The following is a 25,708-nucleotide window of genomic DNA, read 5'->3' as shown; positions in this document are numbered from 1 at the left end:
GCCGCAGACGCCTCGAAAATGGAAGAAAGAGGGCCAAATAGGGCATAGGGTGCACGCGCGGAGGTCGGTCGCACCCGTGCGCCGCCTGCGTATCCGGCTCCTCACGGAGCGTGCCGAAGTCGGTCGTCGAAGCCGTAACTCTTTCGAGTGACCGTCGTTGAGTGTGCGGAGGCGGTTGGCAGAGGTAGTCCTCGGGCACATGTCCGAGGCCCGTCAATCGCACAGGTGACGATACGTACCAGCCTGGAGGCTCAAGGTGACGCGCATCAGCTGCGGAGGGCGGTCATGACATCCGTCCTCGTCTGCGACGACTCCCCGCTTGCCCGAGAGGCGCTCCGACGGGCGGTTGCGACCGTGCCCGGCGTCGAGCGTGTGACGACAGCGGCCAACGGCGAGGAAGTCCTCCGCCGCTGGGGGGCCGATCGCTCGGACCTGATTCTGATGGACGTACGGATGCCCGGACTCGGCGGTGTCGAGACCGTGCGTCGGCTGCTGTCCGCCGACCCCGGCGCCCGGATCATCATGCTCACGGTGGCCGAGGACCTGGACGGCGTCGCGCTCGCGGTCGCCGCCGGTGCCCGCGGCTATCTGCACAAGGACGCCTCGCGCGCCGAACTGCGTGCGACGGTGACCCAGGCGCTGGCCGACCCGACGTGGAGGCTCGCCCCGCGCCGGCTGCGGTCCGCCGAGATGGGCGCCGCGCCGACGCTCACCGCCCGCGAGATCCAGGTTCTGGAGGGCATGAGTCACGGCCGCTCCAACGCCGAGATCGGTCGCGAGCTGTTCCTCTCTGAGGACACCGTCAAGACGCACGCCCGGCGGCTCTTCAAGAAGCTCGGCGCCTCCGACCGCGCACACGCGGTGGCGCTGGGATTCCGCTGGGGACTGGTCCGCTGAAGCTGCTGCGTAACCGGGGTTACGGCGCCGGCCCACTGACCGGGTGGCGAACGTCGTAACCCCGCCGAGTCGACGCTCGGCGCCGAAACCTCACGCGATACCGCATCCTTGAGGTGTGACTCCTCCCCGGCGGAGGCCGGGGCTCTCACTCGGCCAGAAGAGACCTCATGACGGACAAGCCCTGCCCGGTGCCGTACGGCACGGATACAAGCTACCGGCGAGGGCTCGGGGTCGGTATGGGTACAACCCGAACGGGGGAGGCGTGGGACGTGAGTGCTAGGGCGACGGCGCGTAACGGTTCAGTGCACAACGACGGGGGTGGTGCCGCGGACGGCTCGGCGCCAAGGCACCATGGACCGATGCGCGATGACGGGAACCAGGAGATCGGTGATCTCGTCACACGCGCCGTAGAGGGGGACCGACAGGCCACGCACGACCTGCTGGCCCATGTGCACCCCCTCGCCCTGCGTTACTGCCGCACCCGGCTCTCCCGGCTGCCGGGCGACGCCAGACACTTCGTGGAGGACCTGGCGCAGGAGGTCTGCGTCGCGGTGCTCTGCGCGCTGCCGCGCTACCGCGACACCGGAAAGCCCTTCGAGGCGTTCGTCTTCGCCATCGCCGGCCACAAGGTCGCCGATCTGCAGCGGGCCGCGATGCGCGGTCCCGGCAGCACCGCCGTGCCGTCCGACGAGATGCCCGAGCAGCCGGACGATTCCCTCGGCCCCGAGGAGCGGGCGCTGCTGAGCAGCGACGCCGAGTGGGCCAAGAAGCTGCTGGCGAATCTCCCGGAGAACCAGCGTGAGCTCGTCCTGCTGCGGGTCGCCGTGGGGCTGACAGCCGAGGAGACCGGGCAGATGCTGGGAATGTCACCGGGCGCGGTGCGGGTTGCGCAGCATCGCGCGCTGAGTCGGCTGCGGGCCCTCGCCGAGCAGTAGCAGAGCGGTGGTCCGACGGCTGGCACCGCCCGTGCATGGCGGGATGTCACCGTAGAAATGCACGAGTGATGAGGCCCTCATCTCTCGTGGGTTGGGACACTCCTCCAGGCCGTTAGCATGGGAGTCCGCGCTGAGGCAAGAGCATTGGGGAAGGTGTCATGAGTGACAACGTCGACGGTATGCCCGCCAAATTCGCCATGCTCGGGCTGACATACGACGACGTGCTGCTGCTGCCCGGTGCGTCGGAGGTGCTGCCCAACGCCGTCAGCACCGCCTCCCGGGTCTCGCGGAACGTCACGGTCAACATCCCGCTGCTGTCCGCCGCGATGGACAAGGTCACCGAGGCGCGGATGGCCATCGCCATGGCGCGTCAGGGCGGCGCCGGTGTGCTGCACCGCAATCTCTCCATCGAGGACCAGGCCAATCAGGTCGATCTGGTCAAGCGCTCCGAGTCCGGCATGGTCACCGACCCGATCACGGTCCGCCCCGATGCCTCGCTCGCCGAGGCCGACGCGCTGTGTGCCAAGTTCCGTATCAGCGGCGTCCCGGTCACCGACGCGGCGGGCCGGCTGCTGGGCATCGTCACCAACCGCGACATGGCCTTCGAGATGGACCGCAGCCGGCAGGTCCGCGAGGTCATGACGCCGATGCCGCTGGTCACCGGCAAGGTCGGCATCTCCGGCGAGGACGCCATCGAGCTGCTGCGCCGCCACAAGATCGAGAAGCTTCCGCTGGTCGATGACGCGGGTGTGCTCAAGGGCCTGATCACGGTCAAGGACTTCGTCAAGGCGGAGAAGTACCCGAACGCCGCCAAGGACGCCGAGGGCCGGCTCGTCGTCGGTGCCGCGGTGGGCGTCGGCGACGCGGCGTACGACCGGGCGCAGGCGCTGGTCGAGGCCGGTGCCGACTTCCTCGTCGTGGACAGCGCGCACGGCCACAGCCGCGGCATCCTCGACATGATCGCCAAGGTCAAGTCCAACATCAACGTCGATGTCGTCGGCGGCAATGTCGCCACCCGTGACGGCGCCCAGGCGCTGATCGACGCGGGCGCGGACGGCATCAAGGTCGGTGTCGGCCCCGGCTCCATCTGCACCACCCGCGTCGTCGCCGGCGTCGGCGTGCCGCAGGTCACCGCGATCTACGAGGCCGCGCAGGCCGCGCACGCGGCGGGCGTACCGCTGATCGGCGACGGCGGGCTGCAGTTCTCCGGCGACATCGCCAAGGCCATCGCGGCCGGCGCGGACACCGTGATGCTGGGCTCGCTGCTGGCCGGCTGCGAGGAGTCGCCGGGCGAGATGGTCTTCATCAACGGCAAGCAGTTCAAGTCGTACCGGGGCATGGGCTCGCTGGGTGCGATGCAGTCCCGTGGCCAGGGCAGGTCCTTCTCGAAGGACCGTTACTTCCAGGACAACGTCCTCTCCGAGGACAAGCTGGTCCCCGAGGGCATCGAGGGCCAGGTGCCCTACCGCGGCCCGCTCGCCTCGGTCGCCCACCAGCTCATCGGCGGCCTGCGCGCCTCCATGGGCTATGTCGGCTCCGCGGACATCCAGGAGCTCAAGGACAAGGGCCGGTTCGTCCGTATCACCGCCGCGGGCCTCAAGGAGAGCCACCCGCATGACGTCCAGATGATCACCGAGGCGCCGAACTACACGCGGCGCTGATCCTGGACACGCCCTAGCACGGCCCTACCGTGGAGCCCGCGGCCGCACCCCGGCCGCGGGCTCCGGTGTGTCGGGGATACTGGAACCGCAGACGTAGAGGAAAGGCCACACACGTGACTGAGATCGAGATCGGGCGCGGCAAGCGCGGCCGCCGGGCATACGCCTTCGACGACATCGCCGTCGTACCGAGTCGCCGCACCCGCGACCCGAAGGAGGTCTCGATCGCCTGGCAGATCGACGCCTACCGCTTCGACCTGCCGTTCCTGGCGGCTCCGATGGACTCGGTGGTCTCCCCGCAGACCGCCATCCGCATCGGTGAGCTGGGTGGTCTGGGCGTCCTCAACCTTGAGGGCCTGTGGACCCGGTACGAGGACCCGGAGCCGCTGCTCGCGGAGATCGCGGAGCTGGACGGCGCCACGGCCACCAAGCGGCTGCAGGAGATCTATGCCGCGCCGATCAGGGAAGAGCTGATCGGGCAGCGGATCAAGGAGGTGCGCGACTCCGGTGTCGTCACCGCCGCCGCGCTGTCGCCGCAGCGCACCGCCCAGTTCTCCAAGGCGGTCGTGGACGCGGGCGTGGACATCTTCGTGATCCGCGGTACGACAGTGTCGGCCGAGCATGTCTCCAGCGCCGCCGAGCCGCTGAACCTGAAGCAGTTCATCTACGAGCTGGACGTGCCCGTCATCGTCGGCGGCTGCGCCACGTACACCGCGGCGCTGCACCTGATGCGGACCGGCGCGGCCGGTGTGCTGGTCGGTTTCGGCGGTGGCGCCGCGCACACCACGCGGAACGTCCTGGGCATCCAGGTCCCGATGGCGACCGCGGTCGCGGATGTCGCCGCGGCCCGCCGGGACTACATGGACGAGTCCGGCGGCCGGTATGTGCATGTCATCGCCGACGGTGGTGTCGGCTGGTCCGGTGACCTGCCGAAGGCGATCGCCTGCGGCGCGGATGCCGTCATGATGGGCTCGCCCCTCGCGCGCGCGACGGATGCGCCCGGGCGCGGGCACCACTGGGGCATGGAGGCGGTGCACGAGGACGTGCCGCGCGGCAAGCGGATGGACCTCGGTGTGGTCGGCACGACCGAGGAGATCCTGTGCGGTCCCTCGACCACGACGGACGGGTCGATGAACTTCTTCGGCGCGCTGCGACGTGCGATGGCGACGACCGGGTACTCGGAGCTGAAGGAGTTCCAGCGGGTCGAGGTGACGGTGGCGCCTCGGCGGTAGCCGTTGGTCGAACGTTGCTGCCCCCACCGCCGGGTGGGGGGAAGGGCCGTGGGTTGCGCGTCGAGCGCAGCCGGCGGCCCTTTTTCACAACCGGTGTGCGACCCCGGTCGGTGTGGCCCCCCTCGTGTCGAGGAGCAGTTGTGCCTTGACCGACAAGCCCTGAAGGTCGTACGTGCGGTGGGACTGGAGCAACACCGTCAGGTCCGCCCCCGCCGCCGCCTCGTAGAGGGAGTCCGCGCGGGGGACCGGGCGGTCCAGGACGTGCCACTGGGGGACGAAGGGGTCGTGGTACGTGAGGTGCGCGCCCAGTTCCATCAGGCGGGAGGCGATTTCGCGGGCGGGGGAGCCCTCTTGGTCGCCGATGTCCGGCTTGTAGGTGACGCCGAGGAGGAGCACGCGCGCGCCCCGGGCGGACTTGCCGTGTTCGTTGAGGAGCGTGGCGCAGCGCTGGATGACATAGCGCGGCATCCGGCCGTTGACCTCTTGGGCGAGCTCGACCATGCGGAGCGGGTAGCTCAGTGAACGGCCTTTGTAGGACAGGTAGTTGGGGTCGATGGGGGCCGCGTGGCCGCCCATGCCGGGGCCGGGGCGGAAGGCCTGGAAGCCGAAGGGTTTGGTCTCGGCGCAGCGGATGACGTCCCAGAGGTCCACGCCGATGTCGTGGCAGAAGACCGCCATCTCGTTCATCAGGGCGATGTTGATGTGGCGGAAGTTGGTTTCGAGGAGCTTGGTGGTCTCGGCCTCGCGGGGGCCGCGGGCGCGTACGACCTTGTCGGTGAGCCGGCTGTAGAAGGCGGCGGCCGCTTCCGTGCAGGCGGGGGTGAGGCCGCCGATGACCTTGGGTGTGTTGCCGTAGCGGTGGGTGCGGTTGCCGGGGTCGTGGCGGCTGGGGGAGCAGGCCAGGTGGAAGTCGCGTCCGGCGGTGAGTCCCGAGCCCTCTTCGAGGAGGGGGCGCAGAAATTCCTCGGTGGTGCCCGGGTAGGCCGTCGATTCGAGGATGACCGTGGTGTGCGGGCGCAGCTGCGCGGCCAGCGCACGCGCCGCGTCGGCGATGGCGGTCAGGTCCAGGGCGCGGTCCTCGCCTAGCGGTGTGGCCGCGCTGATGACGGCCGTACGGACCTTGCCGAGGGCGGCGGGGTCGGTGGTGGTGCGGAAGCCGGCGGCGAGCAGGCGGCGGATCTCGGTGGCGGACAGCGGCCCGTCGGCGCCTGAGGGGGCGGCGGCGCGTGGGTCGGGGTCGTAGCCGATGGTGCTGATGCCGGCGGCGGTGGCGGCCTGGGCGAGCGGGAGGCCGAGGTGTCCGAGTCCGATGACGGCGAGGTCTGCGGGCATGGCTGCTGCCGTCCTTCCCGAGCGATTCCGGATGGCGCATAAGTAGACTAAGCGGACATTTGACCCAGAATGGGGATTGGTGGATCAAGGTGGCGGGGTGTTGCCGTCCCGGGCGGAGGGTGGATACCGGCACGTAGCGCGGACAGAATCGACAGACGGCAGGTGTGGCCCCGATCACAGCGGGAGGCAGCGGTGAAGACAGCGACACTGGGACCGGCGCAGCGTACCGAGGCGCTCGCCCGAATGGCGCAGCCGGAGTTGGACGTTCTGGTGGTCGGCGGCGGGGTCGTCGGCGCCGGTACGGCACTGGACGCGGTGACCCGCGGGCTGGCCACTGGGCTGGTCGAGGCGCGCGACTGGGCCTCGGGCACGTCGAGCCGGTCGAGCAAGCTCATCCACGGAGGACTGCGGTATCTGGAGATGCTGGACTTCGCGCTGGTGCGTGAGGCGTTGAAGGAGCGGGGGCTGCTGCTGGGGCGGCTGGCGCCGCATCTGGTGAAGCCGGTGCCGTTCCTCTACCCGTTGCAGCACAAGGGGTGGGAGCGCTGGTACGCCGGCTCGGGCGTCGCGCTCTACGACGGGATGTCGGTGTCGTCGGGGCACGGCCGCGGGCTGCCCGTGCACCGGCATCTGTCCCACAAGCGCGCACTGCAAGTGGCGCCCTGCCTGAAGAAGGACGCGCTGGTCGGTGCGTTGCAGTACTACGACGCGCAGATGGATGACGCGCGCTATGTGGCGACGATCGTGCGCACCGCCGCCGCGTACGGAGCGCACGTTGCCAACCGGGCGCGGGTGGTGGGTTTTCTGCGCGAGGGCGAACGGGTGGTCGGCGCGCGCGTGCAGGACGTCGAGACGGGCGACGAGTACGAGATCCGGGCCCAGCAGATCGTCAACGCCACCGGTGTGTGGACCGATGACACCCAGGCGCTGATCGGCGAGCGCGGGCAGTTCCACGTCCGCGCCTCGAAGGGCATTCACCTGGTCGTGCCCAAGGACCGGATTCATTCGACGACGGGCCTGATCCTGCGTACGGAGAAGAGCGTGCTGTTCGTCATTCCTTGGGGGCGGCACTGGATCGTCGGGACGACGGACACCGGCTGGGATCTGGACAAGGCGCATCCGGCAGCCTCCAGCGCCGATATCGACTATCTGCTGGAGCATGTGAATTCGGTGCTCGCGGTGCCGCTGACCAGGGACGACGTGGAGGGGGTCTACGCCGGGCTGCGCCCGTTGCTGGCAGGGGAGTCGGATGCCACCAGCAAGCTGTCGCGCGAGCACACCGTCGCGCATCCGGTGCCGGGTCTGGTCGTCGTCGCGGGCGGCAAATACACCACGTACCGGGTGATGGCCAAGGACGCCGTGGACGAGGCGGTGCACGCGCTGGACCAGCGTGTCGCGGAGTGTGTGACCGAAGACGTACCGCTGGTCGGGGCCGAGGGCTACAAGGCGTTGTGGAACGCGCGGGCTCGGATCGCGGCGCGCACCGGGCTGCATGTGGCCCGTATCGAGCACCTCTTGAACCGCTACGGCTCGCTGACCGAGGAACTGCTGGAGCTGGTGGTGGCCGATCCTTCACTGGGCGAACCGCTCGCGGCCGCCGACGACTATCTGCGGGCCGAGGCGGTCTATGCCTGCACCCACGAGGGCGCCCGGCACCTCGACGACGTCCTGACCCGCCGGACCCGGATCTCGATCGAGACCTTCGACCGGGGCACTCGCAGCGCCCGCGAGGTGGCCGAGCTGATGGCACCCGCGCTGGGCTGGGACAAGGGCCAGATCGAGAAGGAGATCGCGCACTACCAGAAGCGGGTCGAGGCGGAGCGTGAATCGCAGCGGCAGCCGGACGATCTGACGGCGGATGCGGCGCGGCTGGGGGCGCCGGACATCGTGCCGCTGTAGGCGAGGCGGCGCCCGGCGCCCCGTCGTCCACCAGCCGGCGGTGGCGCCGGGCGGGCGGCACCGGCCGGCGCGGCCCAGGCCAAGCGCATCGTCATCGGGACTCCCGTTCGTCGGGGCCGTCATGACGGGTGCCCGCAACGCCGTCCCGCACGCCCCGGGCCTTCCCCATGGCCGCGGATGAGGGAGAATGAAGGCTCTGCCAGGGTGGGTTGTCCGAGTTGGGCCAGTTTGGTGATCGATGGGAAATCGAAGCTGCCAACTCGGCTGGATTGCAGAGGGGATTCAGTGGGCGACGAGGTCGAGATGGACGGCAAGGAGGGCAGGCTGCTCGCCGGCCGGTACCGGCTCGCCGATGTTCTCGGCCGGGGCGGCATGGGCACGGTCTGGCGGGCCCGCGACGAGGTCCTGGGCCGTACGGTCGCGGTCAAGGAACTGCGCTTCCCCGGCGGGGTCGAGGAGGACGAGAAGCGTCGTCTGATCACCCGTACGCTGCGCGAGGCCAAGGCGATCGCCCGGATCCGCAACAACGGCGCCGTGACGGTCTACGACGTGGTCGACGAGGACGACCGGCCGTGGATCGTGATGGAACTCGTCGAGGGCCGCTCGCTCGCCGAGGTCGTCCGCGACGACGGCCCGCTCACCCCGCGCCGCGCCGCCGAGGTCGGCCTCGCCGTCCTGGACGTGCTGCGCGCCGCCCACACCGCGGGCATCCTGCACCGCGATGTGAAGCCGTCCAACGTCCTGATGTCGGACGACGGCCGTGTCGTGCTCACCGACTTCGGCATCGCCCAGGTCGAGGGCGACCCCTCCGTGACCTCCACCGGCATGCTCGTCGGCGCGCCGTCCTACATCTCTCCGGAGCGGGCCCGCGGCCAGAAGCCCGGCCCGCCGGCCGACATGTGGTCGCTGGGCGGCCTGCTGTACGCCTGCGTCGAGGGCGTACCGCCGTACGACAAGGGCTCGGCGATCGCGACGCTGACGGCGGTGATGACCGAGCCGGTCGAGCCGCCGAAGAGCGCCGGCATGCTGGAAGAGGTCATCTACGGCCTGCTGGTGAAGGACCCGGTGGGCCGGCTGGACGACGCGGGCGCGCGGGCGCTGCTGCTGGACGTCGTGCACGCACCGGAGGACACCGGGCCGCAGGCCCCGGAGCCTGCCATGGACGAGACGCGTGCGATGGTGCTGCCGACGGCGCCGGAGAAGCGGTCCCTGGCCAAGCCGGCGAAGCCCAAGGCGGCGCCGAAGCCCAAGGTGGCGCCGAAGCGCAAGGTGAAGGCGAAGCCGGCGGGTGCCGTCGCCACGGCCGCTGCGGTCGCGGCACCGAGCGCCCCGGAGCGGGCCGAACGTCCGCAGACGAAGGCCGGATCGGACGGCGCGCGATCGGGCGGCTCGGGCGCGCCCGCTGACGCGGACCGCGCTGAGAGCGCCGACCGCCCGGACCGTCCGGCGAACCGCCCCGGTTTCGCCTCCGAGGCCGCCAAGGAGCGGATGCGCGGCGCCCTGCTGTCCGTACGCAACGCCGCCACCGCCGCGGCCGCCTCCCGCAGCGAGTCCAGACCCGGCGACGGGAACCGGCCGGTCCCACGGGCCTCGGTGACCGACGTCGTCCCGCGCCGCACGCTCATCATCGGAGCCGTGGTCGTGGTACTGGCGATCCTGGGCACGATCCTGGCCCTCGCCCTGAGCGGGGACGAGGAAAAGGGCGGCAAGGCGTCCGGTACGGACAACAAGGCGTCCGCGAGCCACGGCAAGCCCTCGAAGGACGGGGCCGACGCGAGCGAAACGGCCGGCACGGGCGAGGAGCAGGCGAAGGGGGACGGGAAGAACGAGACGGAACCGGGCCCGTCGGACCCGTCCACGCCGAACGCCACCCCGGTCGACGACAAGAAGCTGCCGGACGGCTTCGGCAAGGTCTCCAACGGCCGGTTCCACTTCACCATGGCGATGCCCAAGGGCTTCCGGCAGACCGACACGTCGGGCCAGGGGTCCGGCGCCATATACAGCGCCTCGGGTGGCTTTCCGCGCGTCCAGGTCGACTACAACGCCCAGCCCGGCACCGACGCCGCGGCCGCGTGGCGCAGCCTGGAGCCGAACGTGCGCGGTTCCAGCGACGACTACCACCTGATCGGCATCAAGTCCGTGAAGTGGCGGGGCTATCCCACCGTCGCGGACTGGTCGTTCACGCGTACGCAGAGCGGTGAGAAGGTGCGCGTACTCGACCGCGGTTTCAGGGCCGATGACGAGCACGGCTACGCCATCATGATCACGTGCCTGGCCGACAAGTGGTCGGACAAGGAGTGCCGGGAGCTGCGCGATACGGCGTTCAAGACGTTCGCGATAAAGGACTGAAACGTTCGCGCCGGCGGACCGAAACGATCCGCCTCCGGGCGTGCGGGGGTTGGGCCGCGTGGGCGCAACCTCCCCTCGGGGCACGTATCGTGAGACATCGAAGACCGTACGCATCCGCAATCGGCGGAAATACGACCGGAAGTGACCGGAGGCGCGGGCTCGGACGGCCGGCTCCGGAGGAACGGCAGCCAACAGGCGCTGCGGGGAGGCGTCGTGGACGAGTACGCGGGGAGAGTGCTCGCCGAGCGCTACCGCCTGCCGCTGCGGCCTTCCGGTGACGGCACGGGTGACAACCCAGGTGACGACGACTTCACCGAGAGCCGTGCGTTCGACACGTACAGCGGGCAGGAGGTCCTGGTCCGCCAGGTGCCGCTGCCGGAGGTCGTGGAGGCGGAGTTCGTCGACGGGGGGCGCCTTGCCGATGGCGGCCGGGCCGGTGCGGCGCACGGTGGCGCCGGCGGTTCGTGGACGACGGGCGTGGCGGACCGGAGCCCCGGAGATCCCGCCGTGCGGCGCGCGTTGGAGGCCGCGACGGCGGCCGCGGGGCTACCCGATCACCCCCTGCTGGAGCAGGTCTTCGACGTCTTCGCGCAGGACGGCAGCCTGTGGATCGTCGGCGAACGTGTCGCGGCCCGCCCGCTGGCCGCGCTGCTCGCGGCGCAGCCCCTCTCCGCGCACCGTGCCGCGGAAATCGCCGCGGATGTGCTCACGGCGCTGCGCGCGCTGCACGCGCACGGCTGGATCCACCGCAACATCACCGACCGTACGGTCCTGATCTGCGACGACGGCCGGGCGATCCTGACCGGTCTGGCGGTGGGCGCGGCCCAGGAGGCGCTGTGCGGGTACGAGCCGGTGCCGGGAGAGGCTGAAGCGGGGGCTGAGGCTGAGGTGGCTCAGGCCCTTGAAGTCGCGGCTCCCAAGGCTGTGGTGCTCACCAAGGGCGGAGCCCGTCCCCCCTCCGCTACCACCACCTACGGCCGCCCCACCGCCGGTCTCGCCGCCGAGCGTGCGCGGCAGGCGCGGCTGAACGTCATCGGACCGGTCACCGAGCGCTGGGCGCCGGAGCAGGCCGGACCGGTGGACGAGAACGGGCAGCCGGCGGCGCCGGCCGGGCCGGCCACCGACCTCTGGGCGATCGGCGCGCTGCTGTTCCGGAGCGTGCGGGGCCGTCCTCCCTATCCCGAGGAGAGCGCCGTCGAACTGGCGCGGCTGGTGTGCGCGCAGCCGCCCGACTCCGCCGACGAGTGCGGGACGCTGCGACCCGTCGTCGAGTCGCTGCTGCGCCAGGATCCCGCCGACCGCCCGGACTTCGAGGACCTGCGCGACCGGCTGCGTACGCTGATCCGTACGGCGCCCGAGCCGGAACTCGGCAGCCGGCTGGTGACGATGCCGGCACTGGGCCGGGGCGCGGACCCGCGGCGGCTGCCGATCCTGCGGCGGCGCGGCGAACTCGTCCGCAGGGGCCGGCTCAGGAAGAGCCGGCCCCACCGCGAACGCCATCCCCATCCCCAGGCGCGGCCCATGGCCCAGCGGCCGGGCCCGTGGGCGCCGCCGGTCGCCCCCGCATCCCCTCGGCAGCGGCCCCCGAAGCAGCCGAAGCCGCTGCGGCAGCCGGCGCCCCGGCCGCCGAAGCCGCTCCACGAGCCCGCGCTGCGACGGCCGCGGCCCGCCCGTGCACCGCGGCAGGCACGCGGGCCGCGGCACCTCGGCCGGCTGCTGCTCGGCTTGGTGTTGCTCCTCCTGGTGGGCGCGGTCGCCTTCGCCATGCTGTTCATGCCGAAGTCCGGCGAGGGCTCCGAGACCGGTCAGAACGGCGCCGCCCATACAGGCACGTCGGGTTCATCGGGGCCATCGGGCTCGGCGGGCACGGACCCCGGCGGCGGTCCCGCGCCCTCCACCGGTCAGGACGCAGGTCAGGACGGCAGCAACGGCGACGGCCAGGACGGCAGCTCCGCCGCCACCGGGGAGCCGCAGCCCACCGCGCCCGCCGACCTCGCCAAGGGCTTCCAGATACGCAATGACCCCGGGGGCTTCCGGGTCGCGGTCCGCGAGGGCTGGCAGCGGCGGGGCGAGAACCAGCGCGGCCAGGTCCGCTACCTCGGCGGGGACTACGAGCTGGTGATCGTCCCCGGCCGCGACACGACCGACCGCTTCGGCGCGGACCCGATGGCCTACCAGCAGAAGAAGGAAGCCGAGCTGGCGCCGTACCGCTCCTCCAACTGGTCGTCGGCCTCCGGACTGCGCCGGATAGACGTCGGTCAGACGGCGATGGCGGAGGGCACCTTCACCTGGCGCGACAGCAGTGGCCGCGAGGTGTACGTGCGCAACCTCGCGATGATCCACAACGGCCGCTACCACCTCGTCGTCGTCATCGGGCCGGACGACGGCCGAGGCGAAGTGGACCGTATCTACGACCAGGCGACGCGCACCTACCGCCTCAACTGACCCCAAAAAAAAGGGAGTTGGGAGAGGCTCCGGCCGCTACGCGGTCAGCTCCCGCTCCAGCGGAGTCCGGAAGCGCGGCGTGATACGGACATCGCCGACCCACTCCGCCAGCCGGGCCGCCTCCGCCGTCACCGCGTCGGCGGCCTCGCCTCCGCCGTCATCCGTCAGTAGCCGCCAGACGATCTCGCCGTTCGCGCGCTGCGCCCAGCCGCCGATGATCCGGCCGTTCCACCACACCGTCGGCCCGACGTTGCCGTTGCGGTCGAAGAGCCGCGGTACGTGGTCCGGGTCGAGGTACCAGTCGCGGGCCCGCCAGCCCATCGCGGTGGGGTCGAGGCCGGGCAGCAGGGCGGCCCAGGGCTCGGGAGGGGCGACCGCTTCGAGGTCGTCCGGCAGCGCCAGGCCGGCGACGCCGTCCTCCAGCCTCACCTCGACCGCGCCGATCGCGGCCACCGCCCGCCGCGTATCGGTCAGCGTCCAGCCCGTCCACCACTTGAGGTCCTCGACGGTCGCCGGGCCGTACGACGCGAGCCAGCGGCGGGCGAGTTCGGCGCGCGCCTCGGGGGCGGGCGGCGCGGCGAGGTCGGCGAGCGCGGTGCCCGGCGCCCAGCGGAAGGAACTACTGGTCCAGCCGCCGCGCGGGCGGCCGCGCCGGATGCGCCCCTCGGCGGCCAGCACCCGCAGAATCCGGCTGGAGACGGCGACCGTGGCCTCGTACGGCTTGCCGGGGGAGACCACGGCCGTGTCGCGCAGGTCGGGGACATCGGCGGCGAGTTCGGCCGCGGTCGCCTCGCCGCGGGCGGCCAGCGCGGTGAGGGTCTTCGTCTCCACTTCGGCCAGCCGCCGCTCGTCCCAGCCCGGGATGGCGCCGGTCACCCACCTGGTCATATCGCGCCGCTCCTTGGCGGCGATGGCCTGCGCGGTCGAGGAGCCGACGACCGGCGCGAGCCCGGCGCCGACCGCGAAGAGCGTACGGCGCATGCAGAGCAGCCGGACCAGCGAGACATCGTCGTACAGCGCGCGCTCCACGTCGCCGGGGTCCGGCACGGCCAGCCGGGCACAGGCAGCCAGATGAACGGTCGCGGCGTCGGTGGCATGCAGCCCCACGACCGCGTCGGCGACCTCCTCGGCGGAGGCCGCCCGATGCGCGGCCGCGAGGAGGTGCCGCCGGCCTAGGCGGGCACGGCGGGCGGGGGTGCCGATGTGGGGGCGGGAGTGGGGCATGGGGTGAGGGTAGGCGGGATGTGGGACAGAGGGTGTCCGCTGTCGTTCGCGTCGTCCACGCCGTGGCGTACCCACCCCAGCAGCCCCCGCCCTCTCGGCACGTCGGAGCCTTGTCGGTCCAGAAGTCCGGGGCTAGCCTCTAACCCGATGAAATCTGACGATGTATCAGATTCAGCGGTCATGCGGTCATGTCCGAGAGGAACAGGGGAATTCCGATGGAGCTACCGCGCATCATCAGCGTCGACGGCCATGTGATCGAGCCCACGCATTCCTTCGGCCTGGGCCTGGTCTGATGGACCTCGCGTACACGGAGGAAGAGGAGGAGTTCCGGGCGCGCCTTCGCGAGTGGCTCGCCGAGGTCCTCCCCAAGCTGCCGCCCAGGCCGGACCCGCTCGACTGGCCCGCCCGACGCGCGTACGACATGGGCTGGCAGCGCATGCTGTACGACGCCGGGTACGCGGGCCTGCACTGGCCGGTGGACGCGGGCGGCCGGGGCGCCACGCCCACCCAGCACCTGATCTTCCTGGAGGAGACGGAGACCGCGGGCGCCCCCTACGTCGGCGCCGGCTTCGTCGGCCTGCTGCACGCGGGCCCCACCATCGCCGCCGAGGGCACAGCGGAGCAGCGGGCGCGGTGGCTGCCGCCGGTGCTGCGCGGCGACGAAGTATGGTGCCAGGGCTTCAGCGAGCCGGACGCCGGATCGGACCTGGCATCGCTGCGCACGCGCGCGCGGCGGGACGGCGACGACTACGTAGTGAGCGGGTCCAAGATCTGGACCTCGCACGCGGAGGTCGCCGACTGGTGCGAACTCCTCGTGCGCACCACGCCCGTCAGCGACGCCGCCCCGAAACACCGAGGCATCACCTGGCTCGCCCTGCCCATGGACGCCCCCGGCGTCACCGTGCGCCCGCTGCGGACGCTCGCCGGGTCCACCGAGTTCGCCGAGGTGTTCCTCGACGAGGTGCGCGTGCCCGTCGCCAACCGGGTGGGCGCGGAGAACGACGGCTGGCGGGTCACCATGGTCACCCTGTCCTTCGAGCGCGGCACGGCCTTCGTCGGCGAGGTGGTGGCCTGCCGCCGGGTGCTCGGCGCGCTCGCCCGCACGGCCCGCGCCAACGGCCGCTGGGACGACGCAGTACTACGCCGCAGACTCGGCCGGCTGGGCGCGGAGTTCACCGCGCTGTGGCGGCTCACGCAGTGGAATGTGAGCGAGGCCCAGCGGACGGGCGGACTGCCCGGCATCGGCGGCTCGGTCTTCAAGCTGCGCTATTCGCATGCCCGGCAGGAGCTGTACGACGCGGCGGCGGAGGTACTGGGCGCCGGCGCGCTGGACGCGGACCATGAATGGGTCGCGGACCGGCTGTCCGCCCTCTCGTACACGATCGCGGCCGGCACCTCGCAGATCCAGCAGAACATCGTCGCCGAGCGGATCCTCGGCCTGCCGAAGGGGCGGTGACCGGACGGTGGATTTTCAACTCACCGATGAACAAAGGGTGTTGAGGGACGGGGCGCGGGGGCTGCTGGCAGGGCGGTTCGGCCGGGAACGGGTGCGCGCGGCCGTCGACGATCCCGCGCTGGACCGCGCGCTGTGGCGCGAGCTGGGCGAGGCCGGGTTCTTCGCGCTGCGGCTGCCGGAGGCGGCCGGCGGGGTCGGGCTCGGCCTGCCGGAAGCGGTGCTGGTCTTCGAGGAGGCCGGCCGGGCGCTGCTGCCCGGACCGCTGGTCGCCTGCCAGCTGCTGGCCGGGGTGGTGGACGGCGTCGCGACCGGCGAGAAGATCGTCGGGCTGTGCGACGCGGCGGCCGACCCGGTGCTCTGGGAACACCCCGCCGACTGCGATGAGTTGATCTTGGTGGAGGGGCGCGCCGGCGGGGCGTACGGGAGCGCGGCCGCCCGGGTCCCGCACGCCCCCTTTGCCTCCGTCGACCCGCTCACCCCGCTCGCCCGTGTCACGGACGTCCCGCGTACCGCGCCCCTGGCCCTGGACGTGCCCCGGCTGCACCGCGAGGCCGCGCTGCTCACCGCGGCCCAGCAGCTGGGCAGCGCGGCCCGTACGGTCGAGATGGCGGTTGCGTACGCCCGCGAGCGCGAACAGTTCGGCGCGCCCGTCGGCTCCTTCCAGGCGATCAAGCACCTGTGCGCGCAGATGCTCGTACGGGCCGAGATCGCCAGAAGCGCTGTGTACGCGGCATCGATTACTGGCTGTGTGCGCGAGGTGACGGGCGCGAAAATGCTCGCGGACCATGCCGCGGTGCGCAACGCCCGTGACTGTCTGCAGGTGCACGGAGGCATGGGGTTCACCTGGGAAGCCGATGTCCATCTGCATCTGAAGCGAGCCTGGTTGCGGGCCGAACGCTGGGGCACGGCGGGTGAGGCGGAAGAACTGCTGGCCGCGGGCCTGGTGGCGTCAGGTGGCGGGCTGTAGTCGCCCGGCACCGTCCCGGAACCCGCGATGTCAGACTCTGGCAACTCATGTGCGAAATGCCAGACGGCACACACATAACCGGTCACGGTCTGTCGATATCGGGTTGTGTCCTAGGCGTGACTCGTCACAGGGGGGAGTCGGCGTTCCGCTCGGGTACGCTCCGTTGGGTGCGAGTGGTTCTGTGGCGCAACGGTCGCGGTGCCGTCGGTATGACGGCTCCGGGGTACGGACTGCGCGCCGCTCGCCTCGGGCGGGGGCCCGAAATCCCCCCTTGTTCGACTCCCCGCAACGCGCGTCGCACAGTATGCAGCACGCATACTCCCTTGCGCTGGAATATGCCCGAAGCGCTTGTTGGGGTGACTGAACGTCAACCATGCTGTGCTTCGCCGGGGTCACGCACCGTGATTCCGTGGAGGCGCGAGGCGATGTTTCCGCCGGTTCGGATGGTGTGAGCGGTGCAGGTGCTTCAAGTGCAGTTGGAGGTGCGGCCCGACCCCGCGGAGGTGGGGCGGGCCCGACGGTGGGCCCGGTCGCGGCTCGCGGGGTCCGGCATAGGGGCCGACGAGCCACTGGCGGAGACCCTGATCCTGCTGATCTCCGAGCTTGTCACCAATGCCGTGGTGCACACCGGCTCGGCGGCCGAGCTGCGGATGTGCTTCTCCGGGTCGGGTGCCGTCGTGGGCACCGTACGCGTCGAGGTGGTGGACGCCAGTGCCCGCCCGCCGCGCCAGCGGCACGCCGACGGCGAGGACACCAACGGCCGCGGTCTGGAACTGGTCGACGGACTGGCGGACCGCTGGGGCTGGCAGCGCGAAGGCGCCGGCAAGCGGATCTGGTGCGAGGTGGACCGCGGTCAGCCGGTGCTGATGACGGCGGGGGCCGAACTGGGTACATATGAACCCCAATGCACGATGGCAAATCGGGCGTAATCGGAATTAGTCCAGACCAGGTGTTGACGTGGCGTTGCCTGTTGATCACCCTTGTGTGGAGCGATTCGCCGTGAGGGGACGCCGAGGTTCGTAGCGGAGCCGGGGAACCGGTCCGGAGCCTTGGCGAGTGCGGGTCGCGGCCTGGAGCCGGGTGGCGGTCCGCGGTGCCGTGCTCGGGGCGCGCATGAGCGTGCACCGCCACCTGGCCGGCTCAGAGGACGGCTACGGGCGCCACCGGTGCGCCGGACCCCCCGACGAACGGTTCGGCCATCGCGGAGAGGAAGAAGGTCCAGCGGCCCTCCGCCGCGCAGGCCGTCGACAGTTCCTCCAGGTTCCAGTTCTGGCCCTGCAGCATGCCCATCTCGACCAGATCGAGGGCGTGCACCGGCATCCACAGGTTCTCGATCTCCGGCGGGAAGATCTCAAAGGTGAGGGTGTCGTTGGCGACTGCGGCGGCATCGCGGGCGTGGAACCACTCCGGGGTGCGCAGCGAAAGGCCCGGGGACGGGAACGCGTACGCCTGACGGTCGCCCGCCAGGTAGTGCTGCATCTGTCCGGTCCGGACGAGGACGATGTCGCCGCCCCGGATCGTCGTCCCCGCCAACTCCTCGGCGGCGTCCAGGTCTTCGGGTGTGACGGCGTGTCCGCCGGGCAGCCGGTCGGTGCCGTGTGCGCGGGCCACGTCGAGCAGGACACCGCGGGAGGCGATCGGGGTGGCCTTCTCGATGCCGAGGCTGGTGGCGCCGCCGTGTGCGGTGATGCTGTCGGCGGGGCGGTTGTTGTAGAGCCGCCCGGAGTGCGACACGTGGGTGAGGCCGTCCCAATGGGTGGCGGCCTGGAGGCCCATGGTGACCGCGTCGTCCGAGGTGGCGACCGTGCCGGGGCCGAAGATCTCCTGGTTGATGGCGATCATCGTGTGCAGCGGGTTGACCCGGCCGGGGATCAGGCCCGTCTGTATGCCGTCCTGCCGGAGCGGCAGCGCGAGCGGGATGCGGCGGCCGCTCCGGATGCACCTGGCGGCCTCCCGTACGACCTGGTCGGTGATCAGGTTGAGGGTGCCGATTTCGTCGTCCGCGCCCCAACGCCCCCAGTTGTTCACGCGTTTGGCGATGTCGTGGAACTGCGGTGGCAGCGGCATGGGGGCCTCCGGGGTCTTGTGTTTGACGCGCGCCTGCTCAAAAATCTAACGGTCCGTCAGAAAGTGTGGGAAGGGGCGCGGCATGGGGAACGCGGGGAACTTCTTGGCCGGCAAGGTGGTCGCCGTCACGGGGGCGGGGCGCGGTATCGGGCGCGCTGTCGCGCTCGCCTGCGCCGCGCACGGTGCGCGGGTCGTGGTCAATGACTACGGCGTCTCGATCGAGGGTGGTGAACCGAGCAGTGAGGTCGCCGAATCGGTGGTGAAGGAGATCGAGGCGGCGGGCGGTACCGCGACGGCCGTTGCCGATGACGTGTCGACGATGGCGGGTGGACAGCGGATCGTGGACACCGCGCTGGCGCAGTACGGGCGGATCGACGGCGTGGTGTGTGTGGCCGGGATTCTGCGGGAGCGAATGCTCTTCAACATGTCCGAGGAGGAGTGGGACCCGGTGGTCGCCACTCATCTGAAGGGGACGTTCACGGTCTTCCGGGCGGCGGCCGCGGTGATGCGGCGGCAGGGTGCCGGGACGTTGATCGGGTTCACCAGCGGCAACCATCAGGGGTCCGTTTCCCAGGCCAACTACGCCTCCGCGAAGGGCGGGATCATCTCGTTGGTGCGGAGCGCGGCGCTGGGGCTGCACAAGTACGGGGTGACGGCCAATGCGGTGGCGCCGGTCGCGCGGACGCGGATGTCGGCAAATGTGCCGATGGAGCTGAAGGAGATCGGGGAGCCGGAGGACGTGGCGGCGTTCGTCGTCTATCTGCTGAGCGAGCGGGCCCGGGAGGCCGGGATCACCGGGCAGGTCTACACGGTGGCGGGGCCGAAGATCGCGGTGTGGGCCCAGCCGCGTGAACTGCGTTCCGCCTATGCCGATGGGGGGTGGACGCCGGAGAAGGTCGCTGACGTGGTGTCGGGGTCGGTGGGCGCCGACCCCATGCCGATGCTGGAGCAGCTGTCCGCGATGGCGAAGGCTGCGGCGGCGAAGGCGCGGCCCAACCAGTAGGCGGTTCCGTACGTTGCCGGTGCGGTGCCGCTGTTTCCTGTTGCCGCCGCGCGGGGCTGTCGGGTGCGGGGTGGAGGTCGGTGGCCGCTTGTGCAGGAGGTCGGTGTGGACTTTGGGTTGGGGAGTGCGGATGACGAGTTCCGGGCCGAGGTCCGTGACTGGCTGTCCCGCCATCTCGTAGGGCGCTACGCCGAGTTGGCGGGACGCGGTGGCCCTGGAAGTGAGCACGAGGGGGGCGAGGCACGCCGGGCGTGGGAGCGGGAGCTCGGCGCGGGTGGGTGGATCGGGCTCGGGTGGGACCGTGCGCACGGCGCGTACGGGAATCGTTCGGCGACGCTGACCGAGCAGGTCGTGTGGGCCGAGGAGTATGCGCGGGCCAGGGCGCCGGGGCGGATGGGGCATATCGGCGAGAATTTGCTGGCGCCGACCCTGATCGCGTACGGCGACGAGGCGCAGCGGCGGCGGTTTCTGCCGGGTATCGCCCGGGGCGAGGAACTGTGGTGCCAGGGCTACAGCGAGCCGGAGGCCGGGTCGGATCTGGCCGGGCTGCGAACCGCCGCGGTCCGGGACGGGGCCGGGTATCGGGTCAGCGGGCAGAAGATCTGGACCTCGCTGGCCGCGGAGGCCGACTGGTGCTTCGTACTGGCGCGGACCGACCCGGGCGAGCGGCGGCACCGGGGGCTCTCGTTTCTGCTGGTGCCGATGGATCAGCCGGGGCGGATCGAGGTGCGGCCGATCCGGCAGATGTCGGGGACGGCGGAGTTCAACGAGGTGTTCTTCGACGGGGCGGTGGCCCGGGATGTGGTGGGCGGGGAGGGCGCGGGCTGGCGGGTGGCGATGGGCCTGCTCGCGTGGGAGCGGGGGGTGTCGACGCTCGTCCAGCAGATCGGGTTCGCGGCGGAGCTGGCGGACGTCGTCGAGGCCGCGGTGCGGTGCGGGGCGGTGCGGGACCCGGTGGTGCGCGATCAACTCGTGAGGCAGTGGGCCGAGTTGAAGGTCATGCGGTGGAATGCGCTGCGGACCTTGGGGGCGGCCGGTGATGCGGGTGCGCCCAGTGTGGCGAAGCTGCTGTGGGGCGGCTGGCATCGGCGCCTCGGAGAGCTGGCGATGGGGGTGCGCGGGGCCGCGGCCGTGCTGGGCCCCGCCGACTGGACCGCTGACGCACCGTACGAACTGGACGCGTTGCAGCGGCTGTTCCTGTTCAGCCGGGCCGACACCATATACGGCGGTTCGGACGAGATCCAGCGCACCATCATCGCCGAGCGTGTGCTCGGCCTGCCCAGAGTGGAGCGGTGAATGACCAGAGTGGAGCGGGCATGAAGGGCGTCATTTTCGACGGTGAGCAGCCCCGGGTCGTGGACGATCTGGAGGTGCGGGACCCGGGGCCGGGGGAGGTGCTGGTCGGGATCCGGGCCGCCGGGTTGTGCCACAGCGATTTGTCAGTGGTCGATGGGACGATTCCCTTCCCGGTGCCGGTGGTGCTGGGGCATGAGGGAGCGGGGGTGGTCGAGGCCGTGGGGGCGGGCGTCGGTCATGTGGCGCCCGGCGATCATGTGGCGCTGTCCACGCTGGCGAACTGTGGGGCGTGCGCGGAGTGCGACCGGGGGCGGCCGACGATGTGCCGGAAGGCGATCGGGATGCCGGGAAAGCCGTTCCGGCGGGGCGGCACGGAGCTGTTCAGCTTCGCGTCGAACTCGGCGTTCGCGGAGCGTACGGTCGTCAAGGCGGTGCAGGCGGTGAGGATCGCCGAGGACATTCCGCTGACATCGGCCGCGCTGATCGGGTGCGGAGTGCTGACGGGCGTGGGAGCCGTGCTCAACCGGGCACGGGTCGGCTGCGGGGACTCGGTCGTGGTGATCGGGACCGGGGGGATCGGCCTCAACGTGCTCCAGGGCGCGCGTATCGCCGGGGCGTCGACGATCGTCGCGGTGGACGCCAACCCCGCCAAGGAGGCGGTGGCGCGACAGTTCGGGGCGACACATTTCGTTGATGCGTCGGCAGTGGGGGACAGCGTCACGGCGGTGAAGGAGATCCTGCCGACCGGTGCCGACCACGCCTTCGAGTGTGTGGGCAGCACCCGGCTGATCCGGCAGGCGATCGACCTGCTGGACCGGCACGGCCAGGCGGTGCTCCTGGGCGTGCCGCCGGCCACCGCGGAGGCGTCGTTCCTGGTGTCGTCGATGTACCTGGACAAGTCGATCCTGGGCTGCCGTTACGGGTCGTCGCGGCCGCAGCGGGACATCGCGCTGTACGCCCGGCTGTACCGCGAAGGGCGCCTGCTGCTGGACGAGTTGGTGACCGAGACGTATCCGGTCGAGGACTTCGCGAAGGCGGCGGACGATGCGCACCATGGGCGGGTGGCGCGGGGGGTGTTGACGTTCGGCCCTTCCGCTGCGCTTGGCTGAGGGCGGGCTCCGGGGAGGGGCGAGGGGCGGGAGGGACCTGCTGACGGGCCTGCCAGCGCCCTGTCCGCGCACGTGCCCCGCCCCCTTCCTCCCCCTCCTTCCCCGCCCCCTGGCCCGATCCTGGTGAACCCTGGCCTTCCGGCCACTCGTTCCGCCCCGGTTGTTCCCCGAAGCTGCTCTGGTGACCCAGACCCCCGAGCTGCCCGTACATGCTTCCGCCCAGGCCGGACCGGAAGTGTCCGGCGACAGCGCCTCCGCTCCCGCGCCCCGCCGCCGACGCCCGCACCGTGCCTGGACGGTGGCCGCCGTCACCTTCCTCACGATCATCGGCGCGGCCGGCTTCGCCTCCCTGCCCGGCCTGCTCATCGACCCGCTGCACGCCGAGTTCCACTGGTCGCGCGCCACCATCGGCTTCGCGGTGTCCGTGAACCTCGCCCTCTACGGGCTGACGGCGCCGTTCGCCGCGGCACTGATGGACCGCTTCGGCATCCGGAGGGTGGTCGCCGCCGCCCTCACGGTGATCGCGACCGGCGCCGGCCTGACCGTCTTCATGACGACCAGCTGGCAACTCGTCCTCCTATGGGGCGTGTTGGTGGGGCTGGGCAGCGGCTCGATGGCGCTCGCCTTCGCCGCGACGGTCACCGGCCGCTGGTTCACCGAGCGGCGCGGGCTGGTCACCGGCATCCTCACCGCGGCCGGCGCCTCGGGGCAGCTCGTCTTCCTGCCGCTGCTCTCCTGGATCGTCGACCGGCACGACTGGCGCCCGGCCGCCGTGACCGTCGCGCTCGCCGCCCTCGCCGTCGTCCCGCTGGTGTGGCTGCTGCTACGGGACCACCCGGCGGACGTCGGCCTCGCGCCGTACGGGGCGACGGAGTTCGTGCCCAAGCCGCCGCCGCAGCCCGGCGCGGCCCGGCGCGCGATACGGGCGCTGGTCTCGGCGGCCCGTACGGGACCGTTCTGGCTGCTGGCCGGTACCTTCGCGATCTGCGGTGCAACGACGAACGGCCTGGTCAAGACCCACTTTGTACCCGCCGCCCACGACCACGGCATGCCGATGACGGCGGCCGCCTCGCTGCTCGCGGTGATCGGCGTCTTCGACATCGTCGGCACCATCGCCTCGGGCTGGTTCACCGACCGCTTCGACACCCGCCGGCTGCTCGCCGTCTACTACGGCCTGCGCGGCGTGTCGCTGATGTTCCTGCCGCTGCTGCTCGCGGACTCGGTCCATCCGCCGATGGTCTTCTTCATCGTCTTCTACGGGCTGGACTGGGTCGCGACCGTACCGCCGACCATCGCCCTGTGCCGCGAGTACTACGGTGAGGACAGTGCGATCGTCTTCGGCTGGGTCCTGGCGGCCCACCAGGTGGGCGCCGCTCTGATCGCCTTCCTCGGCGGCCTGGCGCGGGACGCCTTCGGCACGTACGACCCGGTCTGGTACGCCTCGGGCGCGCTGTGCGCGCTGGCTGCGCTGATGGCCTTGGTGATACGGCAGCGGAGGGCGGCGGGCGAGGGGTTGCCGACTCTGTCATAGGCCTGCTCCGCGACTGGCGTGCCTAGGACCTGTCCGATGGGTCAGGGTCGGAAGGCCCTGGTCACCTCCCCGCTGAAGTGGCCGAAGGCTCCCCGGTGGAAGAGGAGCGGGCCGCCCTCCGCCGCGTCCGCGTCCGTCCCGAGCGCATCGACCCGGCCGACCACGATCAGGTGGTCGCCGCCGGTGTGCACGGCCTGGATCGTGCAGTCGATCCAGGCGGGGACGTCCGCCAGCCGCGGTGAACCGGTGGCCGGGGCCGCCACGTACGAGACGCCGGCGAACTTGTCGCCGCCGCTGACCGCGAAGCCGCGGCACAGCTCGCCCTGCCCCGCGCCGAGGATGTTGACGCAGAAGACACCGGCGCGGGCGATCCGCGGCCAGGTGGTCGATGTACGCGCCACCATGAAGGTGATCAGCGGCGGGTCGAGGGAGAGCGAGGCGAAGGACTGGCAGGCGAAGCCGGCCGGGCCCGTATCGCCCGGCGCGGTGATGACGGTGACGCCGCTGGCGAAGTGTCCCAGGACGGCACGGAATTCGGCCGGGTCCAGAGGGGCGCGCTCGTCTTCGCGTACGGCTCGTAGGGCGGGGCGTGGCAGCGGGGCGGCGGAGACGGAGGGGGCGGCGGCCGGTGTGGCGGCCGTGGTCGGCGCGCCGACCGAGCGCAGATACCGCACGGCCGTGGCCGCCATTCCCGCGTGTCCCATCATGGATCCATTGAATCTGATGGAGTGTCAGATGGGAAGGGGTGGCCAGGTGGCCGCTGGCGTGGGCGCCACCCGCAAGGGTGGTTTGCCGGAATTCCGGGGGCAGATGCGGGTGATTCGCGGGAGATTGGAGGGTCGATTCCTGATTGGCAGGAGCGCGCCCGGGTACCTTCCACCTCGGCCGCGCCGTAGCCAAGCACGGGGGAGAGTTCCGGTAAATGGCCGATGCGACACCGTCAACGCCCTTATCCACCACGTCACCCAGCTTCGATGAGGTCTTCTGCGGGCTGTTGCCCCGGCTCTACCGGCGCGCGGTGATGCTGGCCGGATCGAGACAGTCCGCGGAGGATGTGGTGCATGAGGCCTACCTCAAACTCGCGGCCCGCCCGCAGCGCTTTCTCGCGCACCCGGAGCCGTACGCCTACGCCTTCACCACGGTGCTGAACGTCGCCCGCGACGCGTACCGGAAGGACCGGCGGCAGGTGCTGGTCGATGCGATGGAGGGCGTTGAGGACGCTGCTTCCGGCGGGGCGGGTGGTGGCGCCGGGGGGTCCGGTGTGGCATCCGGCGGCTGGGACGGCGGGGTGGAACGGCGGCACGCCGAGCTCGAAGCGGTGCGCCTGTTAGGGCGGTTGTCGCACCGACAGGCCGGGATCGTCATCCTGGTGGACCTCGACGGCTACACCATCGACCAGGCCGCGAAGATCATGAAGGTGCACCGCGGCACCGCGGCCCGGCATCGTGCCCGTGCGCTGGACAGGCTGCGCGCCTACCTCGTTGAATCGGATCACGGGCGGGCGGGGAGGTGAGCGGCACGGTGGGCGCGGGGTCACGAGACGGCGGTGCGGGCGGTGGCGCGGGCGCGAGCCATGGCGGCGGCCGTGATGACAGCCGTGATGACGGTTCCGGGGGCGATGTCGAGGCGCTGCTGCGCGAGCGGCTTCGGCTCGCGGACGAGCAGATCGAGATGCCGGCGGGACTGTGGGGCCGCATCAAGGAGTCCGGGGCCGAACCGGTGCCCTCCGTGGTCGCGCTGCCGAGTCGGCGCCCGTATGCCGTCGCGCTCGCGGTCGCGGCGGCGGTGGCCGCGGTGGCGCTGGGGGCGTGGTGGCTGCTGCGGCCGGGGCCGGTCGAGGTGAAGCCGGCCGGGCCGCCCCCGACGGTGCCGGTCAAGGTCTACAACAGCGAGTCGGCCTGCCGTACGGGCCGCTTCCTGGAGTGCGCGCTGCGGCTGGCCAAGGATCCGCACGCGAAGTACGAAGCCCGAGGCAATTCCGCCGGTCGGGTCTGGCACGGCGATGTGGTGGCCGCCCGCTGTGTGGTCACCGACGGGCGGCTGGTCCGCGACGAACAGGGCATCACCTCCACCCGCTGGTATCTGGTCACCAGTGAGCAGGGGGTGGAGGGTTGGCTGCCGGGGGTGCGGACCCGTAATACGCGGGAGGTGCCGGTTTGCCCCGCCGATGTAAAGTGATGCAGATCACAATCCCTGGCGTCATGCGGGGCGGGCCGGTCGCCCGTGTGTGGAGTGCGTATCCGCGCGAATCCGTGTGAATCCGCTTGGCGCATCCGCTGAAGCGGCCGTACGAGACGGGGAGTCGGCG

Annotated in this window: 20 protein-coding genes; 16 read left to right on the top strand and 4 right to left on the bottom strand. The window is 71.4% G+C overall.

The window, feature by feature from the left end; all coding sequences use genetic code 11:
- Window positions 1-285: 285 nt before the first annotated feature.
- The 4 genes from AB0I10_RS01380 (at window position 286) to AB0I10_RS01365 (ending at window position 4,722) form a co-directional block, all read left to right on the top strand.
- Window positions 286-897: a response regulator transcription factor gene (locus AB0I10_RS01380; RefSeq protein WP_003948568.1), complete on the top strand. Its 612-nt coding sequence runs from the start codon at window positions 286-288 to the stop codon at window positions 895-897.
- A gap of 359 nt (window positions 898-1,256) precedes the next feature.
- The gene (locus AB0I10_RS01375) at window positions 1,257-1,832 is read left to right on the top strand and encodes a sigma-70 family RNA polymerase sigma factor (protein ID WP_363150211.1); all 576 of its coding nucleotides are present in this window, start codon (window positions 1,257-1,259) and stop codon (window positions 1,830-1,832) included.
- A gap of 158 nt (window positions 1,833-1,990) precedes the next feature.
- A complete protein-coding gene (gene guaB, locus AB0I10_RS01370) occupies window positions 1,991-3,493 on the top strand; it encodes an IMP dehydrogenase (RefSeq protein ID WP_363150210.1) in 1,503 nt (500 codons plus the stop codon).
- A gap of 113 nt (window positions 3,494-3,606) precedes the next feature.
- Window positions 3,607-4,722: a GuaB3 family IMP dehydrogenase-related protein gene (locus AB0I10_RS01365; RefSeq protein ID WP_363150209.1), complete on the top strand. Its 1,116-nt coding sequence runs from the start codon at window positions 3,607-3,609 to the stop codon at window positions 4,720-4,722.
- Between the two features lie 84 nt (window positions 4,723-4,806).
- On the opposite strand, the gene AB0I10_RS01360 is transcribed toward AB0I10_RS01365, so the two are convergent.
- Window positions 4,807-6,054: a nucleotide sugar dehydrogenase gene (locus AB0I10_RS01360; protein WP_363150208.1), complete on the bottom strand. Its 1,248-nt coding sequence runs from the start codon at window positions 6,052-6,054 to the stop codon at window positions 4,807-4,809.
- A 192-nt stretch (window positions 6,055-6,246) separates the two neighbouring features.
- Between AB0I10_RS01360 and AB0I10_RS01355 the strand changes: the two genes are divergently transcribed.
- From AB0I10_RS01355 to AB0I10_RS01345, 3 genes are all read left to right on the top strand, one after another.
- Entirely contained in the window at window positions 6,247-7,953 is a 1,707-nt protein-coding gene (locus tag AB0I10_RS01355; protein WP_363150207.1) for a glycerol-3-phosphate dehydrogenase/oxidase, read from the top strand.
- Window positions 7,954-8,238: 285 nt separating this feature from the next.
- Window positions 8,239-10,302 carry a serine/threonine-protein kinase gene (locus tag AB0I10_RS01350; RefSeq protein ID WP_363150206.1) on the top strand — a complete coding sequence of 688 codons (2,064 nt, stop codon included), beginning with the start codon at window positions 8,239-8,241 and terminating at the stop codon, window positions 10,300-10,302.
- Between the two features lie 213 nt (window positions 10,303-10,515).
- Window positions 10,516-12,747: a hypothetical protein gene (locus AB0I10_RS01345; RefSeq protein ID WP_363150205.1), complete on the top strand. Its 2,232-nt coding sequence runs from the start codon at window positions 10,516-10,518 to the stop codon at window positions 12,745-12,747.
- A 36-nt stretch (window positions 12,748-12,783) separates the two neighbouring features.
- Here AB0I10_RS01345 and AB0I10_RS01340 read toward each other — a convergent pair whose 3' ends face one another.
- A complete protein-coding gene (locus AB0I10_RS01340; protein ID WP_363150204.1) occupies window positions 12,784-13,971 on the bottom strand; it encodes a winged helix DNA-binding domain-containing protein in 1,188 nt (395 codons plus the stop codon).
- 292 nt (window positions 13,972-14,263) lie between these two features.
- On the opposite strand from AB0I10_RS01340, the gene AB0I10_RS01335 reads away from it, so the two are divergent.
- The 3 genes from AB0I10_RS01335 (at window position 14,264) to AB0I10_RS01325 (ending at window position 17,323) form a co-directional block, all read left to right on the top strand.
- Entirely contained in the window at window positions 14,264-15,427 is a 1,164-nt protein-coding gene (locus AB0I10_RS01335; protein ID WP_363150203.1) for an acyl-CoA dehydrogenase, read from the top strand.
- A gap of 7 nt (window positions 15,428-15,434) precedes the next feature.
- Entirely contained in the window at window positions 15,435-16,394 is a 960-nt protein-coding gene (locus tag AB0I10_RS01330) for an acyl-CoA dehydrogenase family protein (protein ID WP_363150202.1), read from the top strand.
- 455 nt (window positions 16,395-16,849) lie between these two features.
- Window positions 16,850-17,323 (top strand): ATP-binding protein, encoded by a 474-nt coding sequence (locus AB0I10_RS01325; RefSeq protein WP_363150201.1) that lies wholly within the window; start codon window positions 16,850-16,852, stop codon window positions 17,321-17,323.
- A gap of 211 nt (window positions 17,324-17,534) precedes the next feature.
- Here AB0I10_RS01325 and AB0I10_RS01320 read toward each other — a convergent pair whose 3' ends face one another.
- Entirely contained in the window at window positions 17,535-18,461 is a 927-nt protein-coding gene (locus AB0I10_RS01320; RefSeq protein WP_363150200.1) for a cyclase family protein, read from the bottom strand.
- 82 nt (window positions 18,462-18,543) lie between these two features.
- On the opposite strand from AB0I10_RS01320, the gene AB0I10_RS01315 reads away from it, so the two are divergent.
- The 4 genes from AB0I10_RS01315 to AB0I10_RS01300 all read left to right on the top strand — a co-directional run bounded on the left by AB0I10_RS01315 (window position 18,544) and on the right by AB0I10_RS01300 (window position 23,400).
- Complete coding sequence (locus AB0I10_RS01315) at window positions 18,544-19,464, top strand: SDR family oxidoreductase (protein WP_363150199.1); 921 nt, start codon at window positions 18,544-18,546, stop codon at window positions 19,462-19,464.
- A gap of 105 nt (window positions 19,465-19,569) precedes the next feature.
- Window positions 19,570-20,760 (top strand): acyl-CoA dehydrogenase family protein, encoded by a 1,191-nt coding sequence (locus tag AB0I10_RS01310; RefSeq protein ID WP_363150198.1) that lies wholly within the window; start codon window positions 19,570-19,572, stop codon window positions 20,758-20,760.
- A gap of 20 nt (window positions 20,761-20,780) precedes the next feature.
- Entirely contained in the window at window positions 20,781-21,869 is a 1,089-nt protein-coding gene (locus tag AB0I10_RS01305) for a Zn-dependent alcohol dehydrogenase (protein WP_363150197.1), read from the top strand.
- 235 nt (window positions 21,870-22,104) lie between these two features.
- A complete protein-coding gene (locus AB0I10_RS01300) occupies window positions 22,105-23,400 on the top strand; it encodes an MFS transporter (RefSeq protein ID WP_363150412.1) in 1,296 nt (431 codons plus the stop codon).
- Window positions 23,401-23,441: 41 nt separating this feature from the next.
- On the opposite strand, the gene AB0I10_RS01295 is transcribed toward AB0I10_RS01300, so the two are convergent.
- Entirely contained in the window at window positions 23,442-24,089 is a 648-nt protein-coding gene (locus tag AB0I10_RS01295; RefSeq protein WP_363150411.1) for a flavin reductase family protein, read from the bottom strand.
- A 233-nt stretch (window positions 24,090-24,322) separates the two neighbouring features.
- Between AB0I10_RS01295 and AB0I10_RS01290 the strand changes: the two genes are divergently transcribed.
- Window positions 24,323-24,913, top strand: coding sequence for an RNA polymerase sigma factor (locus tag AB0I10_RS01290; protein WP_363150196.1), 591 nt, complete (start codon window positions 24,323-24,325; stop codon window positions 24,911-24,913).
- Entirely contained in the window at window positions 24,910-25,578 is a 669-nt protein-coding gene (locus AB0I10_RS01285) for a hypothetical protein (RefSeq protein ID WP_363150195.1), read from the top strand. The genes AB0I10_RS01290 and AB0I10_RS01285 overlap by 4 nt, the downstream gene beginning before the upstream one ends.
- The last annotated feature ends 130 nt before the right edge of the window (window positions 25,579-25,708 follow it).

Origin of the sequence: Streptomyces sp. NPDC050636 (genome assembly GCF_040654775.1) — a bacterium.
In the GTDB taxonomy this organism is placed as follows: domain Bacteria; phylum Actinomycetota; class Actinomycetes; order Streptomycetales; family Streptomycetaceae; genus Streptomyces.
Note: the sequence above shows the minus strand (reverse complement) of the source record. Positions and strands in the feature narration are given on the sequence as shown.